The 15,945-nt window shown below is 47.9% G+C and carries 9 protein-coding genes; 6 read left to right on the top strand and 3 right to left on the bottom strand.

The genetic code is table 11. The annotated features are described in order from the left end of the window. Positions 1–36: 36 nt before the first annotated feature. Positions 37–3,774 carry a type II CRISPR RNA-guided endonuclease Cas9 gene (gene cas9 / locus GWC94_RS12025; protein WP_161835266.1) on the bottom strand — a complete coding sequence of 1,246 codons (3,738 nt, stop codon included), beginning with the start codon at positions 3,772–3,774 and terminating at the stop codon, positions 37–39. Between the two features lie 224 nt (positions 3,775–3,998). Continuing rightward, on the bottom strand, positions 3,999–4,928 hold the full coding sequence (locus tag GWC94_RS12020; RefSeq protein ID WP_161835265.1) for a carbohydrate kinase family protein: 930 nt from the start codon (positions 4,926–4,928) through the stop codon (positions 3,999–4,001). A gap of 431 nt (positions 4,929–5,359) precedes the next feature. On the opposite strand from GWC94_RS12020, the gene GWC94_RS12015 reads away from it, so the two are divergent. The 6 genes from GWC94_RS12015 to GWC94_RS11990 all read left to right on the top strand — a co-directional run bounded on the left by GWC94_RS12015 (position 5,360) and on the right by GWC94_RS11990 (position 14,460). Then, positions 5,360–8,608: a SusC/RagA family TonB-linked outer membrane protein gene (locus tag GWC94_RS12015; RefSeq protein WP_161835264.1), complete on the top strand. Its 3,249-nt coding sequence runs from the start codon at positions 5,360–5,362 to the stop codon at positions 8,606–8,608. Positions 8,609–8,627: 19 nt separating this feature from the next. After that, positions 8,628–10,451 carry a RagB/SusD family nutrient uptake outer membrane protein gene (locus GWC94_RS12010; RefSeq protein WP_161835263.1) on the top strand — a complete coding sequence of 608 codons (1,824 nt, stop codon included), beginning with the start codon at positions 8,628–8,630 and terminating at the stop codon, positions 10,449–10,451. 160 nt (positions 10,452–10,611) lie between these two features. Then, positions 10,612–11,535, top strand: a complete 924-nt coding sequence (locus tag GWC94_RS12005) for a pectinesterase family protein (RefSeq protein ID WP_202628742.1) — start codon at positions 10,612–10,614, stop codon at positions 11,533–11,535. A 14-nt stretch (positions 11,536–11,549) separates the two neighbouring features. Further along, positions 11,550–13,175: a glycoside hydrolase family 43 protein gene (locus GWC94_RS12000; protein WP_161835261.1), complete on the top strand. Its 1,626-nt coding sequence runs from the start codon at positions 11,550–11,552 to the stop codon at positions 13,173–13,175. 96 nt (positions 13,176–13,271) lie between these two features. After that, the gene (locus GWC94_RS11995) at positions 13,272–13,922 is read left to right on the top strand and encodes a DUF1579 domain-containing protein (RefSeq protein WP_161835260.1); all 651 of its coding nucleotides are present in this window, start codon (positions 13,272–13,274) and stop codon (positions 13,920–13,922) included. Between the two features lie 109 nt (positions 13,923–14,031). Further along, complete coding sequence (locus tag GWC94_RS11990) at positions 14,032–14,460, top strand: nuclear transport factor 2 family protein (RefSeq protein WP_161835259.1); 429 nt, start codon at positions 14,032–14,034, stop codon at positions 14,458–14,460. Positions 14,461–14,528: 68 nt separating this feature from the next. Here GWC94_RS11990 and GWC94_RS11985 read toward each other — a convergent pair whose 3' ends face one another. Continuing rightward, positions 14,529–15,557 (bottom strand): LacI family DNA-binding transcriptional regulator, encoded by a 1,029-nt coding sequence (locus tag GWC94_RS11985; RefSeq protein ID WP_161835258.1) that lies wholly within the window; start codon positions 15,555–15,557, stop codon positions 14,529–14,531. Positions 15,558–15,945: the final 388 nt, after the last annotated feature.

The raw sequence follows: 15,945 nt of genomic DNA, 5'->3' as shown, positions 1-15,945 counted from the left end.
CGTTATGATAAAATGCTTGGCAAAATCGTTTGGTTTTTATAGCTGGATATCACCCAGACCTGTAATCCGTATTTTTTGAGGATTCAGCTTTTCAAAAGCGCCTATGCTCTGGATATTGTAAAACCTTTTTGATTCTTTGGCAGTCGATGAGTCATTGAGTTGTGTCTCAAGATGATGTCTAAAAGTAATGTCGAGTTGGCCATTCCCTTTAATGGACATCTTTTGAACTCTATATAGGTTTTGACTTAAAGTGATTTTATTAGTATTGTTTATTTGCTGTTCTAATGTTTCAGTACCGAATCCAAGAATGAACATCTCGTTTTGTTGGAGGCTTTCCTGGTAGATCCATTGATCCTTCGGTAGTTTATTCAGGAATTCCTCCGGATAGTTGCCGTTTAATAATTTGTCCCATATCTTCCCGGGTTCTTTTATAATTACCGGAATCCCATACTTTTTCCTTTCCACGGCATGCCAAAAAGTACAACTATGCTCTACAACCTTTCCGGATTCATCGATGTAGAAAGCAATGTGATGATTATTTCCCGGCTTGACAAAGCCAATATTCCTGCCATTTGTATCTTTTTTTACAGGTTCCACATTTGATAAGCCCGTAAACATTCGTACCGATCTGATGGGAATCTTTTTTTCAGCATCATAAAACAATGGCTCCTTGAAAGCTTCCTTTTCTTTATTATTATGTTTCTCAAGACGGTCCTTTATTAACAATTGTATTTTTCCGTCGACTATGTACGGAACATCATTTGCCTTGATGCTTCCCAAAGGGTACTTTATCACATACTCCTCAGAATAGCAGGTGGCATATTCTAAAACTGTTGTATGGTTGCTATCCAGATAGAGTGGCTCTTTTTTTAATGAAGCGAGTGCTTTTTTCTGATCATTCTCAAATTTTGCTAATCGTGTTTCCACCAGCTTCCGAATCCGGCTTTTGACGATTTTTTCCGGATGCTCGAACAGGAATTTTACGGGATATTTGATCATTTGGCCCGTCTTAGTATCCCGCGCCATGGCTCTAATTTTTCCGTAAACGCTTTCTTCACTTAACGGGCCTCTTGGAACTATAATATTTTTTTGAACAATCCTGGTTTTGCCGTCTTGCTTGATTTTCCGGACTCCGAATGTGGCCACCTTTTTACCGGATTTGAAGGATATTAGAATTTCTGATGCTTTTTCCGCCACTTCTTTTGTCGTAAACGGTCTTTTTGATACGATATAGCATTCTAGCAGGGAGATATTTCGACTTTTCGCATCCGGAATTTCCCGATACATTTCTTCTCGATTTCCTTTTGCGCTGAGATTGTTAATGCGTTGTATAAAGGCTTGCTGGGTACAGGCAATCACCAGGGCATCTATTGCGTGATGCCGATGATCATCCCGTTTTGACCAGTCTTTAATGATTTCTTTTTTATGAATTTGTCCGTCATTTGTTTCCCATTCTTTCCACTCGGTAAGACCTAGTTCCCTGTATTTGGGAAGTTGTAGGTTCATCAGTGCATCGTCCCAACCCCATGTTCGGCGCAGATACTCTGTTATGCTGCCACTGGTACTCCATACCGTATGGCAAACCTGCTCCAGAATTTCCCTTGCTTTTCGGGCAATATATTGGGTTTGTCGAAGTTGCCTTTCTATAAAATCCTTCGGTATCTTTTCTTCTGTCATCAGTAGTTTGTCTCTCTTTGCTTTTCCAATGATCTTGTTTTTAAAGAGCGTGTCAATTAAGTCAAGATAGGCTGCAAATTCTTCTTCTGATTTGCTTTTCATGAAATCGTAGGCTGTCTTATTTCCCTTTAGCTCGTTGCAGGATCTATGACTTAGCGTTTTGTTGCTTTGAGAGTCATCAAACAGTAGCGACTTGGGAATAATGTGCTCTATATCAATGCTGTTTCCACGAAGACTATCCGTAATTCCGAAAGGCTTTCCACAATAAAGGCAGATAGCATTTATGTTGGTTTCTTCGTTTTTTATTTCATGGAAAAGGCGCCATTTAATAACATTTTTTCGGGTGGAACGAAGTCCATATTCTCCCTCAATTCGTTTTTGTATTTGAATGTTTTCTTTTTCACGCTTGCTCAAATTGGCAAAAGTGTCGTTTCTTTCCTCTTTACTCTGTTTTAGTTCTCTTGCTAGTTCAATCCTTATCTCATCAATCGGGCCGTATTTTTCGAGTACCGCATTTACCAAATTGATCATCTGATTGAGTATTTTTTCTACAACGGGCTGACGGAGGCTGTTCGGCGCAAGCAATGGAAGGCGATCAAGCAGTTTTTTCTTTAATTGCTCCTCTTTTGTATAGGAATCGGAATGATTATATCCCGCAAAGGAGCATGCGTCACTGTATACATAGCCTTCCAGAAGAAAAGGAAGCATTTTTCGTATTGCCTTTGCCGATTTATTTCCGAAAGAATATTTGGCAAAATCGAGCAGGGAAAGCTTTTCCGCAACAGATTCGTCAATATTGAAATTTTTAGTGAGCGCCTGTTTGCATTCATCCGTATCCCGAATAGAATAAATGGTGTGCCATAATCTGTACATCGGCTCCTGCTCCAAACTATCCTCGACTAGCCTGTGTGCAGCAGAACCGATTACTTCGCCCGTTCTTTTATCGACTAGAAACGCATCCTTTCCCGTCGCTGAGACAGTTAAATCAAATTTCAGCAGTGGATCGCCATCCGAAAAGTATTTCAGTAACTGCGTATTTGTTACATTTCCCTGTAAACCACGTTCTATCTGTTTGTTGGTATACCATCCTTCATTTCTGTTGAGGCCAAGTATCTGTAATAGCTGCGCCGCTGACATTTTTTCATGCGTATCCAGGTAGTTGAATATGTCCTGTTTTTTTTCTAGCGGGATTGAAAGAATTTCCCCTTTTTTGTTTTTGAGGGTGATTGTGTTGATGGTTTCCCAGAGTTTGCATACCTGGAATAATGGAGAACTTCTGTGACATACTTTTGGGCCGGAAAAAATGTCTTTTCCAGTGATTTTATTTTTTATCCAAAAGCCTTCGAAGTCGCAAATGCTTACCAGACCTTTTTGCGATTTTAGTTTTCGTTGATAATATATGATTTCATTTTTGACCTGATCAATGAAATCGTCGGTAATCTGATCAGGGTGATGTTTTTGTTGTTGCCGGCATATTGAATCAAACTCTTCCATGTATGCCTCTCTCGGAAATACCTGCTGTTTTATTCGATAATTTGCATTTTCATTTAAGAGACGTAGAAAATTTTGACCTATTGTCAAGTTTTGTTCGCGTATTTGCTGATGCCTGTTCTTGACCTCAGCTACATATTCTGTTTCTTTTTTGTCAAGATTAGCATCAGATCTGCTGCTCTTATATCCTCTTTTTTGATTGAGATGATAAAGTATCCGGCCGAACTCCTGTAACGTTACTTTTGCGTTGTCTTGTATTTTGTGCGGCTTTGACATATCTCCCGCAGCCTTCGCACGTAGTCCCCAGAGTTGCAACGGTGTCAGAGTGAAAAGAGCAGGATCAAACATGTTTTTGCTGATGAGAATTTCTGTTAGTCTCTTTCTTCTCAGTTGGTATCGATCGTACCCTTTTCTCTGAGTTCTCCGGGTTGTGTTCTTTTGATTTTTCGAAATTTTATTTCCCGAGGAAAACTCGTCTTTGTCATCTGTGCTCAAGGGAATAATCCGGGAGCCCATACCCAATATTTCTTTTGTATCCTCTTTTTCGGTTACAACACTCCAGCCTATCGATGTTACACCTAAATCCAGTCCAAGAATTTTTTTCATGCGTAATCAGTTTTGTATATCTTTAGTAAACAATTTGAAGCAAATCACAATAAGGATTATTCCGTTGTGAAAACATCCAAAGCGGGGTAACTCGCTTTTTTCTTTTTTGTAGGATATCGAGATTTTTGGTTTTGCAGCATGGGGGAATTTGCGGCAAAACAGGCAGTAGGAGGGAGCTGCCACTCTAACTTAGTTAAAAAAACAGAGAAACAAAAAAATACATTTTATCTTTTCAACATCTTAAATGCCTCCATCGCTCCCATATACCGGCAGGTTTCGGCGGCAACCAGGTTGGCGTTAGCGATGATCGCTTTCCAGTTTTCTTCGGTGAGTTGTTTGCTTTTCTTACCGGCCAGCTGCTGCAGCACCGATCCTACAAATGCATCGCCGGCGCCGGTGGTGTCTACCGCCTGCAGCGGAACCGAGGGCACAGTAAACAAGGTTTTGTTGATGCCCACCAGTGCTCCTTTTTTCCCCAGCGTGATGGTAAATACGGCATCGATGGTATTGAGCAAATAATCAGCGGCTTCCGTGATCTCTTTTTTTCCCGTGATCAGCAGGGCCTCTTCATCACTGAGTTTGGTAAAATCGCAGGTCTTTAGGAAATGCCGGCTTTGTTCAATGAACGATGGTTGCCTGTTGCCATACAATAAATGGCGGTAATTAGGATCGAAGCTGATAAAGATGCCCTGGCTTTTGGCCTTCTGCAGCAGGTGTGTATAGGCTTGCTGCAAAGGGGCGGGCAGGAAAGCAGTGGCCGAACCGAAATGAATGATTGAGATATTGCCGAGATCGATCGCATCCACATCGGCCACCGTTAATTCGGCATCGGCGCCGCGGTTGAATACAAAATCGCGTTCGCCGTCTTCCATCAGCGATACGAAGGCAAAAGTGGTGAATCGGTTTTCATCGGTCAGCATCCATTGTGTATCCACACCAAAATCCTGCATGGCTGAACGCAGTTTTTCTCCAAAAGCATCGTTGCCCACTTTGGCGCTTAACGCCACATCACCACCCAGCGCTGCAATGGCTGCGGCAACATTGGTGGGCGCTCCGCCGGTCTTGGACAGAAAATGCGTACCCTCGGCAAGCCTGGTGCCCTTGTCGGTACAGATCATATCGATCAGTGCTTCACCGATACAGAGGATTTTCATACGGCCGTTTTGGTAAATGTAAGAAAGCGGCAACTGAAAAAAGCAGCCAGCCAATACTGAAAACGCGGCCGGTGCCCGTTTTCACAATAACTGCTGTAAGTGCCGGTGCCCGTTTTTTTTGAATGCCAATTACTGCTTTTGCGCGGTTGTTTTGACTCTAATTTACTCAGCTTCAGCCGATAACGTTGCCGGGAACGATTGCGTAGAAAAAATAGCGTTTTCCTTTTCGCGGTTGTCTATATAGGTGTAGCATTGGGCCAACATGCGTTTCCCCGGCGCTGTTCAACGATGTAAAACTGCTTGCTATGCCTTTTCGTAAAAACCCTGTTCCCGTGGTAACGGTGTCTCCCGTTAGTAACGAACAAATGTTTGTTTCGTTATTGCTGCGTTTTCCAAAACCCTCTATTATAGATCGCTTAAACCAGTTTCGTATGCGAATGAACAAAGTATGCCTGTGCATATGCCTGATCGCAGCCGCATGGCTGTCCGGATCCCCGCAGTTATTTGCCCAGGCAAGGATTACCGTAAAAGGTAAAGTTTCCTCCGATAATCTCCCGCTCGAAGGCGTTAGTGTAAGGGTAAAAGGTGCCACACAGGGCACCGCCACCAATGCCAGGGGCGAATACACCATCGGCGTAGACAATAACAGGGCTGTACTGGTATTTTCCTCTGTTGGCTACGCCGGCAGGGAGGAGACGGTGGGCAGCCGCACAACCCTCAACGTGTCCCTTGCCGCAGAAGCCAGGGAATCTGAAGAAGTGGTGGTGATCGGTTACCAGACCGTTCGGAAAAAGAACCTGATGGCTTCTGTTTCGAGCGTGGGCGCCAAAGACCTGAAAGATATCCCTATCAACTCCGCTGCGGAAGCATTGAACGGCCGGTTAGCGGGTGTTACCGCCACTACGGCCGAAGGTTCTCCCGATGCGGAAGTGAGGGTGCGTGTGCGCGGCGGTATGTCTATCACCGGCGATAATTCACCCTTATACATCGTAGACGGTGTACAGGTCGAAAACGGCCTGTCTGCCCTTTCCCCGCAGAATATACAGTCTATCGATGTACTGAAAGATGCTGCGGCCACCGCTATCTACGGTGCGCGCGGCGCCAATGGCGTGGTGGTGATCACCACCAAATCCGGTCGCCCGGGTAAACTCACGCTTAGCTATAACGGTTTTGTGGGTGTAAAATCACTCGCAAAAAAACTGAAAGTGATGAGTCCTTACGATTACGTGGTCTACCAGTCTGAAAGATCCAGGGGCAGCAGCACAGACAGCGCCACTTTTACCCGCAACTTCGGCACTGCCTGGGATACGCTCAGCGTGTATAAGAATGTTCCGGTGGTAGACTGGCAGGATGAAGTGGCGGGCAGAACGGGCATTACCACCACGCATAACGTAAATGCCATGGGCGGTAACAACCGCTTTACCTACAATTTCGGGTATACCTACAATAACGATAAAGCCATTATTCTGAATTCAAACTACCGCAGGCACCTGGTAAACCTGAAGGCAGACTACCGGATCACCGATAAGATCAAACTTGCTGTTGCGGCGCGTTATACGCATACCGATGTGTATGGGTCCGGCGTTTCTTCCGAGCAGGGATCTTCCTACAGCCGTTTGCGTAACGCGGTAAAATACCGTCCGTTCCTTTCTGCCACGCAGGATATCGATGATGCCGACCCGCTGGCAGACCAGAATGTGGGCAATGGCCTGAACCTGATCAATCCGATTTCGCTGGCCAATGCCGAGTACCGGAAAAAATCAACCGATGTATTCAATATCTCTCCCAGCCTTACCTACACCATAACCCGTAACCTGACTTTTAAATCAACATTCGGGTACGACTACAATAACCTGATCGATCGCCAGTTCAGCGATTCAATCACGCCGTATGCGGTGATACAGGGTGGAAGAAAACCCATTGTGCAGCTGGATTCCGTTACGCGGAAAACCATCACCAATTCGAATGTGCTTACCTATTCCGTCAGCAAATTCAAAGGTGTGCACGATTTTACGCTGCTGGTGGGCGAGGAAACCTATGATCTCCGCACCGAAAGCCATACCCAGCTTTTCCGTAACCTGCCTTTGAACACATCACCCGGCGATGCCTTCAGCAAGGCGGCTACGATCGGCACTTCTTTTACCGGTTACCCGAAATACAGCGCCACCAGGTACACCAGTCTTTCGTTCTTCGGCCAGATGAACTATGCCTATAACAACAAATACTACCTCAACTTCAACCTGCGTGCAGACGGCGCGTCCAAATTTGCGCCTGGCAGGCAATGGGGCTATTTTCCCTCCGGCTCTTTGGCATGGCGCGTGAAGAACGAGGCATTCCTGCAGCGTTCGCAGGTGATCAGCGACCTGAAATTCAGGTTCGGTATCGGTACGGTGGGTAATAACCGTATTGCGGATTACCTGTTCCTGACAACATTCCGCAACGATGGCAGCTATTATTACGGACTCAACAACCAATCTGTTATCGCATACTATTCCGCGGGTCTCGTAAACGAAGGCCTGAAATGGGAGTCTACCGTTAACCGCAACTTTGGTGTTGACCTGGGATTGTTCAAAGACAGGCTTACCATCAGCGTGGATATATACAACAACAGTTCAAAAGACCTGCTGCTGAATGTACCGATCGCTTCCACTTACGGTTATTCCACGCAGTTGCAGAATGTGGGTAAAACCAGCAACAAAGGCGTGGAATTGCAGCTGAATGGCGTGATCATGCGTAAAAAAGATTTTACCTGGAATGCCAGTTATAATATGTCCTTCAACACCAACCGTGTTGAGCAGCTCGGGCAGAACCAGAAATTCTTTTATCCCGGAGCCAGCTGGGGTGTATCGGGCCAGCCAACCGATTACATCATTCGTGTAGGCGATCCGGTGGGTGCCATGTACGGACTGATTAACGACGGTTTTTATAAAGTGTCCGATTTCGACTATAACCCCGCAACGATGGTGTATACGTTGAAATCGGGTGTAGTCACCAACGCAGGTATCATCGGTACGGTGCAGCCCGGTTCTGTGAAGTTCAGAGACCTGAACGGAGATGGTGTGATCGATCTTGATAAAGACCGTACCATCATCGGTAACCCTACGCCCAAATTCACCGGCGGTCTGAACCAGCAGTTCACTTATAAGAACTGGGATATGAGCATGTTCCTCAACTTCTCTTATGGCAATACCATTTATAACGCCAACAAGATCGAGTTCACCAACGGGTATACCGCCAATTCCAATATGCTCGATATCATGAACGGCAGATGGAAAGTGGTAACGGCAACCGGCCAGACCGCACAGTGGGTGAATTCAACCGGCCAGTCTGTGGGCATCGCGCCCGACCAGCTGTCTGCGCTGAATGCCAATGCCAGCATATGGCAGCCGATCAAAAGTGCGGGCGCGTTTTATCCCAGCTCATGGGCTATGGAAGACGGATCGTTCATTCGTTTGAACAATATCACGGTTGGTTATACCGTGCCTTCCAAAACATTGTCGAAGATGAAGATCAGCAAGCTTCGTTTTTATGTAACCGCCAATAACCTGGCGGTGCTCACAGGATATACCGGCTACGACCCGGAAGTAAGCGTGCGTAACAGTCCGCTGACACCCGGCCTGGATTATTCGGCTTATCCCAAAAGCCGCAGCTTCATTTTTGGTATAAACGCAACTTTCTAAAAACAATAAACTCTTTCTTATGAATACGAGACATATTTTTAAACTCGCCGCTCTTTCTGCAACAGGTTGTATGTTGCTGTTGACGGGTTGTAAAAAATTCCTCGACCAGCAACCCATCACAGATGTCAGTGCAGAAGTGGCTTTTGCAGATGTGCCGGGTGCTTACAAAGCGCTGGCCGGTGCGTACAGCCGTATGGTGGGCGATGCAGGTTTCGGTATACGGCTTAGCCTATACTACACCGTGGACACCGATGAAATGCAGGGGCCTACAGGTAATTCAGACAACGACCGCCGTGATATTGCGCGTTATGCCGCCACATCGGGCAATGCGCAGATCACCAATCCTTTCAACCAGCTGTTCCAGGGCATCGAGTTCTCCAATATATGCATCGCCAATATACCCAGGATGGCATTGTATACGAATGGCACCGACCAGGAAAAAAAGAAACTGCAGCGTATGTATGGCGAAGCGCTGACGCTGCGCGCGCAGTATTATTTTGAAGCGATCAAACACTGGGGCGACCTGCCCGCGCATTTTGCACCCGCATCGCAGCTGGCGAGCAGCAATCCTTTCCCTTCGCGTACCGACAGGGATACGCTCTATAACCGCCTGATCGCGGATCTGAAACTTGCCGAAGACCTGGTTCCCTGGCGTAACGACCTGGCTGCGATCGGTGACCAGCCCGATGAACGGATCACCAAAGGAACGGTGAAGGCTTTGCGTGCCAGGCTGGCTCTGTTCCGCGGCGGTTATGCGCTGCGCCAGGACGGAAGCCTGAAACGTGCCGCCGATTACCTCAGTTTTTACCAGATCGCCAGGGATGCATGCGAAGATATCATCAAATCAAACCAGCACAACCTGAACCCAAGCTTCAAAGCGCTGTGGAAAGACCAGGTAAATGCACATGCGGTAACCGATCCGCAGGGCGAGCTGATGTTCCAGGCAAGCGCTATCGGAGGCGTAGCGGCGGAAGATACCAAACTGGGATATTATAACGGTCCCAGTGTAAATGGTTTCGGCAACAAAAGCATTAACGTATTGCCTACCTATTTTTACCTGTTTGACTCAACCGACCTGAGAAGGGATGTTACCTGCGCCATTTATAATGTGGCTTCGGATGGTGCAACCAAGGTAGGACAGGCGATCACGGCTATCTGTGACGGTAAATACCGCCGCGACTGGGTTACCAATCCAGCCTATGCCCCAACCAATGCCATACAGTATTTTGGATTGAAATGGCAGATCATCCGTTATTCAGATGTGTTGCTGATGTTTGCAGAAGCAGAGAACGAACTCAACGGACCAACCGCCGCTGCCTACAATGCGGTGAACATGGTGCGCAGGAGAGGATATGGCAAACCCATCGGCACCGCCGATGTAACAGCGGATCTTCCCGCAGGACTTACGAAGGCAACTTTTTTTGCGGCCATCACCAAAGAGCGCTCGCTCGAACTCGGCGGGGAAGGCGTACGCAAATCCGACCTGATCCGCTGGAACCTGCTGGCAAAAACCATCGCCGATACCAAAACAGCGCTTACCGCTATGTCCACCCTGGCGGCGCCCTATAATAACCTGCCTGTTTCCATGTACTTTCGCAATAATTCAACGAGCGATGACAATACCTGGGGTGCCAGTACACTGTGGGCAAACTCGTTCTACAAAGCGGCCCCTGCCAGTACACCGGCAGGCACCACAAAAGTTACCTGGCTGAGCGCTGCCATCAATACAACAACGGTTGCAAGGTATGCCACAGGATTTGTAACCGGTAAATCAGAACTGATGCCGATACCCCAGCCTGCAAGGGATGCAAACGTAAACCTTGCGCAGAATCCGGGATACTAAGCGCATTCCGTTCGGCAAACCAATTGAATCGGATAAGGCTGCTTGCATAAGGCGGCCTTATCTTTTAAGTTTACACTATAGCGCTCATCTTATGTTTTCTCATTCCTGCAGACATACAGCTCATCTCCCGAAGCGGTTTATAATACTGGTTTGTTTTTTATTGACAGCCCTGTTCCTGTTTGCGCAGCAGCGAACAGTTGTTGTTGCGCAGGATGGCAGCGGCGACTGCAGAACCGTGCAGCAGGCGCTCGATGCGGTGCCCGCCGGTAACAAAGCTTTTATCCGTATACGCATCAAGAAAGGAGTGTACAGGGAGCGGCTGGAGCTGGCCAAAGGAAAAGATTTTGTACATCTTATCGGCGATGATCCTGCATCAACGGTGTTGACATATGATAACCATACAGGAACCATTCTACCTAACGGCGATACGGTAAACACTTATACCTCTGCCAGTTTTTTTCTGCTGGCCGATAATGTTACCGCCGAAAATATCTGTTTCGAGAACAATGCAGGATTCAATGCCGGGCAGGCCGTTGCCGTGTTTGCCAAGGGCGATAAGCTTGCATTCCGGAACTGCCGTTTCACCGGTTTCCAGGATGTATTGTTCTGCAGCGGCGAGGGCAGTCGCCAGTATTACAAAAACTGTTACATAGAAGGAACCACCGATTTTATTTTCGGACCGGCTACGGCTGTGTTTGAGGAATGCCGTATTCACAGTAAAAAGAATTCGCATGTAACCGCGGCCTCCACTCCCGCCGACAAAGCTTTCGGTTTTGTTTTCCTCCGCTGCCAGCTCACGGGCGACAGCAGCCTGCACCATGTTTCGCTCGGAAGACCATGGCGGCCGTATGCCGCTGTAGCTTATCTTCATTGCGAAATCAGTGCGCATATTCTTCCCGCGGGATGGAATAACTGGAAAAACCCTGCCAATGAAAATACCGCCAGGTTTTACGAGTACCGGAATACCGGCCCCGGCGCTGCAAAAGATGCGCGGATAAACTGGAGCAAACAATTACAAGATGATGAAGCCAGACGGTACACGCCGGCCGTTATCTTTCCCGGCTGGCAGCCTTTGTTTCAATAATTCAAACCATGCAGATGAAGAAACTGGTTAATTATATTGTGTGCATGCTGGCAGCGGTTGCCGTTGCAAAAGCACAGACAGGAACTGTATGGGTTCCGGATAACGGCAACGGAACCTATACGAACCCGGTGATCAATGCGGATTATTCGGATCCCGATGTGATCAGGGTGGACGATTATTTCTATCTCGTATCATCTTCTTTTGAACACGCACCGGCGCTGCCGGTTCTCCGGTCAAAAGACCTGGTGAACTGGACGATCATCGGACATGCATTGCCGAAACAAATTCCGCTTGAACATTTTGCCACCACAACGCATGGTGAAGGCGTCTGGGCGCCATCGATCCGTTATCATAAAAACGAATTCTATATCTATTACCCCGATCCGGATTTTGGTATTTACATGGTAAAAACAAAAAATCCCGCAGGTCCCTGGTCAGACCCGGTAAAGGTGGTTGCCGGCAAAGGACTGATCGACCCCTGTCCGCTTTGGGACGACGACGGCAACGCTTACCTGGTTCACGCCTGGGCCGGCAGCCGCGCCGGTATCAAAAGCCTACTCATTATCAGAAAAATGAATGCAGCCGGAACGGCAACACTTGATGAAGGCGTGATGGTATACGACGGCCATGACAAGGACCCTACGGTGGAGGGTCCTAAACTTTATAAGCGCAACGGCTACTATTACATTTTTGCGCCGGCCGGCGGCGTAAGTACGGGCTGGCAGCTGGCATTGCGGTCGAAAAATATTTACGGACCGTACGAGCGGAAAGTGGTGATGGACCAGGGCAGCAGCAGTGTCAACGGTCCGCACCAGGGCGCCTGGGTGAATACGGTTTCGGGAGAGGATTGGTTTCTCCATTTCCAGGACAAAGCCGCCTACGGAAGGGTAGTGCACCTGCAGCCGATGAAATGGGTGAACGACTGGCCGGTGATCGGTATCGATAAAGATGGAGACGGCAAAGGCGAGCCGGTAGCCACCTACCGGAAACCGGTTGTGGCCAAAAGCATTCCCGTGACGGTTCCCGCCACTTCCGATGAATTCAATTCCAATACGATCGGCCTGCAGTGGCAATGGCAATCGAACCCCAAAAGCACCTGGGCATTCACCAACCCGGCCGCAGGTACACTTCGGCTGTTCTCAGATAAATTACCCGACAGCGCCAAAAACCTTTGGGATGCCGGTAACCTGTTCCTGCAAAAAATACCGGCAACAGCCTGTGTGTTTACCACCAAGCTCCGCTTTACACCCAATGGCAAAATAGAAAACGAAAGAGCCGGGCTGGTGGTGATGGGAGGCAGTTACGCGGGATTGCAGCTGGTGTTCAGGAATGGTAAAAATTTTCTTGCCTATATACACTGCAAGGACGCGATAAAAGGAAAACAGGAAACGGAAAAGATACTCGGTGCGTATGCAGGAGGGGATATTTACCTGCGCGCAACACTTACCAAAGGAGCGCAGGTTCGGTTTGCCTACAGTGCCGACGGACAAATGTTTACGGAGATACCCGATACTTTCCAGGCGGAACCGGGCAGGTGGACAGGTGCCAAAGCAGGACTGTTCTGTTCAAGAACCACGCAGATCAATGATTCGGGTTTTGCAGATATCGACTGGTTCCGGGTAACACCGGTTAAACAATAACCCGGGATGCAGGGGGGCGGAATTAATAAGTGATTCATACAGGGGTATTGCATAAGCAAAAGAAACTTGCTACCTTATCACACTAAAATCTTGCTTATGAAACACACGATCCTGGTTTTCTGCATGGCAGCCATATCGATGGTTGCCTGTAAAGAAGGAACCAAAACCGAAACCGGCAACAAAGACAGCGCAACCGCTGCGTCCAAGACTGAAGAAGCCTGGGTTCCCATCGATTCGGCCACGCAGATGGCGAAAATGATGGAGTATGCCACACCCGGCGACATGCACAAAATGATGGCATCCTGGTCAGGTAACTGGCAGGGAGAAATGACGGTGTGGAACTATGAAGGCGCCGCCCCGCAAATGGTCAAAACCGCCGCCTCAAACAGCATGGCGATGGATGGAAGGTACCAGGTAAGCAGACATACCGGTAACATGATGGGCATGCCATTCGAGGGTATGAGCATTATGGGATATGATAATGCGCTTAAAAAATTCACGTCTTCCTGGATCGACAACATGGGTACGGGCATTATGAATACAACCGGCGACTGGGATGCCGCTTCAAAAACACTGACGTCAACAGGCAGTATGCCGGATGTTTGCCGTCCCGGCAAGACCTGCTCGGTACGCGAAGTGTATACGGTGGTGGACGACAATACCCATATGCTGACGATGTATGGTCCCGATCCCAAAACCGGAAAGCAGTTCAAAATGATGGAGATAAAGCTTACAAGGAAGAAATAGATCCGTCAGGTAAAACGCCGCGGACGATGCCGGTGCCACAGAAAACAAAACTGTGCGGCCGGTATTGTCCGCGGCCATTTTTTATCCGTATTTTCATAAAAACAATTGTATGAAACGCCTGCACCTGTTAGCATTGGTAATGATGGTATCCGTCGCCGCCTTCTCTCAGACCAAAGAAGAGAAAGGAGTGGCAGCTTCGGTTGATCGACTGAAAAAAGCGATGATCGACGGGCAGCGGGCCGCGCTTGAGAACATTGCCTCTGAAAAACTGAGTTATGGTCATTCAAGCGGATTGGTGGAAGACAAAGCTGCCTTTGTTGAACATATCGCCAGCGGCAAATCCGATTTTGTATCGATCGATCTTTCCGAACAGACCATTTCGGTTGCAGGCAATACGGCTATTGTGCGTCATGTATTTAATGCTGCCACCAATGATAACAACACTCCCGGCACGGTTAAGCTGAAAATATTGCTGGTCTGGCACAAAGAAAAAGGAAGTTGGAAATTACTGGCACGTCAGGCCGTTAAAACAACCTAACGCCCCGAATTCTACTGGTGAAGACCGGCTGCCGGCAATCGGGCTGCAGCTTTTTTAGACAGCATCACTTATTTCTCCGTGGATTCCCTTGTAAACAACTGCGGCGGCAGGATTTTTTTGGCAAAATCTTTCACAGGCTTTTTGCTTTCTATCTGCTGAATAAGCAACTCGGTTGATAGCTGGCCCATCTCGAACGCGGGTTGTCTTACCACCGTAAGCGAAGGCGATAACAGATCGGTGAGATCGAGATTGGAAAAACCAACCAATGCGATATCATCGGGCACCCTTATTTTTTTCTTCCGGAAATACCGGAGGCAGTTGGTGGTGAGTTTGTCGGCGCAGCCTAGCAATGCGTCGGGTTTATTGGGAAGCCGGAGCATTTTTTCAAGCGCGGATTCCACTTCTTCGTAGAGCATGCCGCCGTGCAGGCAGTGCTGTACGTATGCCGGGTCTGCAGTCCGGCCATTGTCTTCCAGCGCCTGGCGGTAACCATCCATGCGTTCCTTGGTGATCGATAAATATTCCGATCCTGCCAGGGTGGCTATGTGTTTGTACCCGCTTTTGATCAGGTGCGTAGTGGCATCGTAGGCGCCTTTGAAATTATCGACGATCACTTTATGTGTGTCAAGTTCATCAACGATACGGTCAAAGAATACGATCGGCAGCCCCCTCTCATGCAGGCTTTTGAGATGATCGAGGTCGTTTGTTTCCGACGACACCGATACCAGCAATCCGTCTATCGACCGGGAGGCAAGGTATTGCACGTTAAGCACCTCGCGTTCGTACGACTCATGGCTTTGCGCAATGATTACGTTATAACCCTTATCGTACGCAATGGATTCGATGCCGTTGATGATCTGCGAAAAAAAACTGTTGGCGATCTCGCAGACGATGATGCCGATGGAACGGCTTCTTTTTTCCTTGAGACTTAAAGCAATGGGATTTGGCCGGTAATTGTTGTTCTGTGCGTATTCAAGAACCAGTTTTTTTGTTTCAGGACTGATCTCGTAGCTGTCGCGCAGCGCACGGGAAACCGTGGAAGTGGATAATCCCAGTGCTTTGGCAATGTCCTTTATGGTAACGGCTTCAAATTTCATGACGGGTTGCTGTAAAGCAATCTTTTTTGCACAAACGGCATTAAAAATACAGTATTTAAGGCAGTAGCTGCCTAAACCACGGCGCCCCGGCGGCATTAATCGGCAAACAGGCAGAAAATCTACCCTGTCCAGACGCGCTGCGCGATATCGTTACCGGGAACGATTGCGTAAAAAAATACCCTTATCACCCCTGTTTTAGGCCTGAAACAAAGTAGACTTGTTACCCGGTTTCAGTGGCAGCATGCCACTGTCTGCAGAGGGCTTGCAATGAAAAAGAATCATCTACCTGTTTATATCCACGCACGGCACTGGTACCTGACCGTTCCGCGGCCTGCTTTTTCCGGTAAGTGTATCCCTGCAGAAGCCATACCGCTGCTTTGTCTGCAGA

The sequence above is a fragment of the Sediminibacterium soli genome, assembly GCF_009939225.1.
Lineage (GTDB): Bacteria > Bacteroidota > Bacteroidia > Chitinophagales > Chitinophagaceae > Sediminibacterium > Sediminibacterium soli.
Note: the sequence above shows the minus strand (reverse complement) of the source record. Positions and strands in the feature narration are given on the sequence as shown.

Bases quoted from the DNA above. Each gene is read 5' to 3' on its own strand.
- GWC94_RS11985 (WP_161835258.1), bottom strand. From the start codon at position 15,557: ATGAAATTTGAAGCCGTTACCATAAAGGACATTGCCAAAGCACTGGGA.
- GWC94_RS12010 (WP_161835263.1), top strand. From the start codon at position 8,628: ATGAATACGAGACATATTTTTAAACTCGCCGCTCTTTCTGCAACAGGT.
- GWC94_RS12020 (WP_161835265.1), bottom strand. From the start codon at position 4,928: ATGAAAATCCTCTGTATCGGTGAAGCACTGATCGATATGATCTGTACC.
- cas9 (WP_161835266.1), bottom strand. From the start codon at position 3,774: ATGAAAAAAATTCTTGGACTGGATTTAGGTGTAACATCGATAGGCTGG.
- GWC94_RS11990 (WP_161835259.1), top strand. From the start codon at position 14,032: ATGAAACGCCTGCACCTGTTAGCATTGGTAATGATGGTATCCGTCGCC.
- GWC94_RS12015 (WP_161835264.1), top strand. From the start codon at position 5,360: ATGCGAATGAACAAAGTATGCCTGTGCATATGCCTGATCGCAGCCGCA.
- GWC94_RS12000 (WP_161835261.1), top strand. From the start codon at position 11,550: ATGAAGAAACTGGTTAATTATATTGTGTGCATGCTGGCAGCGGTTGCC.
- GWC94_RS11995 (WP_161835260.1), top strand. From the start codon at position 13,272: ATGAAACACACGATCCTGGTTTTCTGCATGGCAGCCATATCGATGGTT.